This window comes from Marinobacterium litorale DSM 23545, assembly GCF_000428985.1.
In the GTDB taxonomy this organism is placed as follows: domain Bacteria; phylum Pseudomonadota; class Gammaproteobacteria; order Pseudomonadales; family Balneatricaceae; genus Marinobacterium_D; species Marinobacterium_D litorale.
This window is the reverse complement of record NZ_KE386831.1, coordinates 10520-16431: the sequence shown is the minus strand read 5'-3', so window position 1 is coordinate 16431 and position 5912 is coordinate 10520. Positions and strand designations below refer to the sequence as shown.

Below are 5912 nucleotides of genomic sequence, written 5' to 3'. Positions count from 1 at the left end.
ACTTCGGATAAAACTCAGCTGGGCATCGGCGAATATTTCACCGTCACCACCACCGTCAAGAACATCGGCTCCGCCGATGCCGCTTCATCACGGGTACGCTTCTACCTGTCTGAAGATGCCGACCTCGACACCGAACGCGACACCTACCTCGGGGCGCAAGCCATCTCGGCGCTGGCTTGGACCAACCCCCTGGATCAAGAGCAGACACAACTCAGAATACCCTCCGGCGCACAGCTCAGCGCCGGTGACTATTACTTGATCGCGGCGGCAGATGCCGACAGTGAACTCAGCGAATCGGATGAAACCAACAACACCACAGCCCTGGCAGTCTCTCTGGGCAAACCCGACTATATCGTCAGTGAAATCAGCACCAATAAAACCGAATACAGCGCAGGCCAGCAGCTGACCGCTACCTACAGCGTGGCCAATATCGGTTCGGGCGGCTCCAGCGCCTACCATTACACCGCGTTTTATCTCTCCACCAACACGACCTTTGACCAGGGCGACACCCTGCTCGGCTATGAGCGCATGTATAACGGCGTGCCTGCCTGGAAACAAATAACCGACAGCTACAGTTTTTACCTCCCCACCGATCTGCCGGGTGAAGGAACTTATTACGTCCTGGCCATGGCTGATTACCAGGACGATATTGCCGAGGAAAATGAAAGTAACAACTTGAGCTACCTCGCGAGCCCTCAAGCGGATGCTCATTTCCTGAGCGACGACGGCGCTTGGATTACCCAATTAATAGACTTCTCCGGTGACGTCGATTGGTTTGCTCTGAATTTTGAAGAGGACTACGCGTACGATATTTATGTTGAAGAAACCAGCCTGCTGGGTGGCATCGATCCTCAAATCAGGATTGTTGACTTGGAGGGGAACGTTATTGACGGTTGGGAAAGCCAACCCGAAGGCCTCGCCGGTTACTTCGGCAATGCACAACTTGTTGGCGTGAACGACCTGCAAGGATCCTTCTTCATAGAAGTCAGTGATATCGATATTGGCGCAGGTGACTCTGCTAATGATACGGGGATGTACCGCATAAAAGTTATTTCACACATCAAGGCTACTATGCCTAATGGAGACGTAGAGATCACGGGAATACGCCAACCGGGCAATACCTTAACCGCCGAATTAATTGATCCCGAAGGACTTCCGGATTCTGTGGAGTATCAGTGGATTGCAGATGGCGAACCTCTGAGTGGCGAAATAAGCAGCCAGCTACTACTCAACCCAGCCCACATCGGCCAAAGTATTTCGGTAACAGCAAGCTATACCGACGGCGAAGGAACCCCCGAATATCTAACCAGCGATCCCGTCACCATCACCAACCTTAATGACGAACTACAGGGCGACGTAACCCTGGAGGGTACCGCCGAGCTGGGTGCAATACTTAGCGCAGACACCAGCGCCCTTACTGATGCCGATGGCCTCGGCACCTTCAGCTACCAGTGGCTGCGTGATGGCAGCGCTATTGCGGGTGCAACGGGACAGAGCTACGCCCTGACACCGGTCGATATCGGTGCTCAGATAGCCGTACGGGTCCGCTATACCGATGGCTTCGGTACGCTGGAAGAGATCACAAGCAGCACCACTGCCCCGGTAACGGTTCCCACGATTGCAGGTACGGTGATCGATGGGTATATCTCCGGCGCGACAATCTATATCGACACCGATGGGGACGGTATAGCCGACCCGGAGGAGAAGACCGACGTCACCACCGATGCTAACGGCCGCTTCTCGCTGGAGGATGATCTCTATGGCTCTGTGATCGCTATCGGCGGCACCAACACCGATACCGGCCTGGCCAACAACCTGATTCTGAGCGCCCCGGCTGGAGCGGGGGTGATTACGCCGATCACCACCCTGATCGACAGCTACGCCCGCCAAAGCGGTGCCAATACTGGGGATGCTCAGGAAGCGGTGGAAACCCTGCTGGGCTTCTCCACCGAGGCGGATCTGCTCAACTACGACCCCTTCCAGGTGGCCGACAGCGAGGCCACCCAGATCCAGAAAACTGCAGCCGCCCTGGCCGCCCTGGGCGATGCTGCCCATGCCGATGGCAGTGACTTCAGCACGGTGGTGGAGGTACTCACCAACCAGCTGGGTAGTGATAGCTCTGTAGATCTGGCTAACAGCGCCACCCTGACTGAGCTGTTCCGGGGCGTACTGCCGCAGAACCTGATTGAGCAGGCGGCGGATACCAATGCTGCTCTGCAGGCCGCGAACGATCTGGATGCCATTGCCCAAGCCCAACAGGCCGCCGAGTGGACACCACCGGGCTGGAGCGATACCGAAGCGCTGGTTTACCAGATGTATATCGCTTATTACCAGCGCCCGGCCGACCCCAACGGCTTGAAGTACTGGACCGAACAGATCGAAAAATACCAGAACTGGCAGGTGGTCTCCGGCGCCTTTGGTGCGCCGGAAAACGCCGAAAACCAGGCATTGTATGGCGATAAGTCCCGTCCGGAGATCATCGCCGAGATCTACCGCTCCGCCTTTAACCGCGAAGGGGTCGATGCCGAGATCAACTACTGGAGCGACAGCGAGCACAGCCTCACCAACCTGGCCTTTGCCATCGTCAACGGGGCTCAGAACGACGATGCCGCCAACATGCAGAACAAGATGGCCTTCTCCGCCCGCCTGGTGGAGCTGATCGACCCCAGCGGCAGTGGTGACCCGGCTCAGTACACCCAGCCGTTTGATTTTGATGGCATAGGGATGTTGGCCCAGGTCACGGCCGCAAACGGGGTATCCACGTCCAAGGTGTCCGAGGCGCTCGACCGCGCCGTGAAAAATCGCGCCGACGGCAAAGCCCTGGCATCGCTGCAGGATAGAGTCTTCCAGTTTGAGGAGCCTGCCTTTAACGCCATTGACCCTGAGGCTGCCAACGCAGGGGCCGAGCCCTCGATCGGAACCGATCAGATCACAGATCAACTGCTGCTCCTTGGCGCACAACAGGATGTTAATCATACCGGTGTCGGGCTTATCGCCTGACCCCGGGGCTCATCCAGGCAAAAAGTCGCTATTCAACCCTACTAATCGCCTCCAGTCGGCCAGAGTGTATTGAGCCCCGGAGGCGATACCTATATATTTTCTGTGTGTTCACGCTGACGGCTGTAGTCCGTCGGCGCGACCATAAATGGATAGCCCCTACGCAATCAGGATTGATGCGAACCCATGTAGTATCGCGGATCGTTCCAAGAGTCCTGGCACGTCGAGCCAATGGTCGGCGTCGTGTCGGCTATCGCCATTGAAACGACCCGGAGACTGCTGGAATGAGCCTGCCGCTGTACCTGATCGATAAGCATCTTCCCGATTACACCGCCCTGATCGCCGCCCTGCCCGAAGGCGCCGACTACCACCTGTTGGAACCCGGCCAGGATGGTATCGACCAATTGGTCAGCATACTGGGGCAGTATTCGGATATAAGCGCGCTGCACCTGCTCAGCCACGCCGCCCCCGGTGAACTGCAACTGGGTAGTACCCGCCTAACGGCGGACACCATCGACAGCTACGCCAGTCAACTGAGCCAGCTCGCCGGCACCTTTGCCGACGGCGCAGACCTGTTGCTCTACGGATGCAACCTGGCCGATGACGAAGCGGGCCAGGCGTTGCTCGCCGCGCTAGGCGATCAGCTCGGCGTGGATATCAGCGCCTCTGATGATATCACCGGCATCGACGGTGACTGGACACTGGAGGTGACCTCAGGCGAGGTGGAGACCAAGGCGCTGAACCTAAGTGGTTATTCAAATAATCTGGAAGCGCCGGGGCCGCAAGGCACTGAGTTTCAGGTTAACACTTATACAAACTCAGCCCAACGCGACCCCTCCGTTACGGCCTTGGCTGACGGCGGCTGGCTGGTCACCTGGCAATCCTTCGGTTCTGGCATCTACGGCCAACGCTATGCCGCAGACGGTAGCACCGCTGGTGATGAGTTCCAGATCAACACGTACACGGTCTCATATCAATGGCTACCATCAGTAACCGCCCTTACATCAGTAACCGCCCTTAGCGATGGTGGCTGGCTGGTTACTTGGACGTCTTGGGGCCAGGATGGCCACGGTGAGGGCATCTACGGCCAGCGCTATGCCGATGATGGTAGCACCCTAGGCGATGAGTTCCAGATCAATACCTATACGTACACGGGACAATTAATGCCATCAGCAACCACCCTTAACGATGGCGGGTGGCTGGTCACCTGGACATCTGAGGGCCAGGATGGCTCCGGTTATGGAGTGTACGGCCAGCGCTATGCCAGTGATGGCAGCACCATTGACGATGAGTTCCAGATCAACACCGACACGAACTACGATCAGGCCTATCCATCAGTAACCGCCCTTAACGATGGTGGCTGGCTGGTCACCTGGCATTCCGGCGGCCAGGATGGCTCCGGTTATGGCATCTACGGCCAACGCTATGCCGCAGACGGTAGCACCGCTGGTGATGAGTTCCGGATCAATACCTTTACGAACTCAGATCAAATCTATCCATCAGTGACCGCCCTCCACGATGGCGGCTGGTTGGTCACCTGGCATTCCGGCGGCCAGGATGGCTCCGATTATGGCATCTACGGACAACGTTATGCCGCGGACGGCAGCATCTACGGCGATGAGTTCCAGATCAATACGTACACGGCCTCATATCAATGGCGACCATCGGTAACCACCCTCAGCGATGGCGGCTGGCTGGTTACATGGAGCTCCTCCGGCCAGGATGGCTCAAACTATGGCGTCTACGGTCAACGTTACGCCGCAGATGGCACTACACGGGGCGATGAGTTCCAGATCAATACCTATACGTTCTCGATTCAATCAGAACCATCAATAGCTGCCCTTGACGATGGCGGCTGGCTGGTCACCTGGCAATCCTACGGCCAGGATGGCTCACACTATGGTGTCTACGGCCAACGCTATGATGCCAATGGCAACCAGGTGATGGTGGATAACCAGGCGCCCCAGGGCAGCGTGGAGATCAGCGGACGGACGCTGGAGGGGAACGTTTTAACCGCCGGCCATAACCTATCCGATGCGGACGGGATGGGCAGCGTCAGTTACCAGTGGCAGGCCGATGGTGTGGATCTGGCCGGTGAAACCGGCGAGCAACTCACGCTGACCGATGCCCATATCGGCCAGCAGATTCGTGTTATCGCCCGCTACACCGACCAACGCGGCTCCAGCGAAAGCGTTAGCTCTGAAGCCACCCCGGCAATCACCGCCGATGGATCGGTGGGCACTGAGTTTCAGGTCAATACGTATACAGCGAACAGCCAATACACCCCCTCCGTCACAACCCTGGCTGACGGCGGCTGGTTGGTCACCTGGGGCTCTGACGGCCAGGATGGCTCAGGCTATGGCATCTTCGGCCAACGCTACGCCGCCGACGGTAGCACCGCTGGTGATGAGTTCCGGATCAATACGGAAACGAACTTTTATCAAGAGTACCCATCAGTGACCGCCCTTAACGATGGAGGCTGGCTGGTCACCTGGGAATCCCGGGGCCAGGATGTATTAGATTACGGAGTCTACGGCCAACGCTATGCCGCAGACGGTAGCGCCTCTGGCGGTGAGTTCCAGATCAATATCTATACAGTCTTCAATCTGAGCAGCCCATCTGTAACAGCTCTTAACGATGGCGGCTGGCTCGTCACTTGGAGGTCATGGAGCCTGGATTCAACCTATGACAGCATCCACGGACAACGTTACGCCGCAGACGGAAGCACCGAAGGCGATGGATTCCAGATCAGTACCGATACGAACTCTTCTCATGCTTCCCAATCAGTGACAGCCCTTAACGATGGCGGCTGGCTCGTCACTTGGGCCTTCACATCCCAGACTGTCTCCGGTTATGGCATCTACGGACAACGTTACGCCGCAGACGGCAGCGCCTACGGCGATGAGTTCCAGATC

General features: G+C 57.4%; 2 protein-coding genes. Both read left to right on the top strand.

Annotation, left to right across the window (positions count from 1 at the left end; all coding sequences use genetic code 11):
• A partial coding sequence (locus G403_RS24215) for a CARDB domain-containing protein (protein ID WP_036235023.1) occupies positions 1-3000 on the top strand: 3000 nt, incomplete at its 5' end.
• Positions 3001-3281: 281 nt separating this feature from the next.
• The coding region (locus G403_RS24210; RefSeq protein WP_036235020.1) for a DUF4347 domain-containing protein at positions 3282-5912 on the top strand (2631 nt) is incomplete at its 3' end.